The sequence below is a fragment of the Gilliamella sp. Fer1-1 genome (genome assembly GCF_001690825.1).
Lineage (GTDB): Bacteria > Pseudomonadota > Gammaproteobacteria > Enterobacterales > Orbaceae > Gilliamella > Gilliamella apicola_C.
Genome location: NZ_LZGX01000117.1, coordinates 1 through 452, shown reverse-complemented (window position 1 = coordinate 452; position 452 = coordinate 1). Strand labels below are relative to the sequence as shown.

The window sequence follows — 452 nt, the reverse complement described above, 5'->3', positions numbered from 1 at the left end:
ATAAAGCGGGTTTAAAATATATAGATTACAGTCGAGACGATGCCAAAAGTTTTATGGATGTTGAACCACGCATTACAGTCACCTCAAAGCAAGTTGAGGGATTAGACAAAGCCTCGAAAGCCGGCTCTAAAGAAGAGCTAGCTCAAATTGAACAAGAATACCAACTGAATGGTACAGTTTATCTTGTTTATTAATAATGAAGTAATAATTAAAAAAATAAGTTATAGAAGTTATTCAGGCGCTTGCTGATTTTTTACTTAAACACCATGACTTCCTGAAACTTTTTGACAAGAGTTGGGCTGTTTTTTTGGTTTAGGTAATATGTGTGACAACCATTGTATCAATCAAAAATTTACCAATCCTAGCCCACAAACATATGAAAAAGTAAAAAGCATATTACGCATGTTTAATGCGAAACGATTTTAGATACAACGCCTTATGCATTTTTAGAG

Annotated in this window: 1 protein-coding gene; it reads left to right on the top strand. The window is 33.6% G+C overall.

All coding sequences use genetic code 11. From position 1 onward, the window contains the following. A partial coding sequence (locus A9G28_RS13685; protein ID WP_176702162.1) for a hypothetical protein occupies positions 1-194 on the top strand: 194 nt, incomplete at its 5' end. Positions 195-452: the final 258 nt, after the last annotated feature.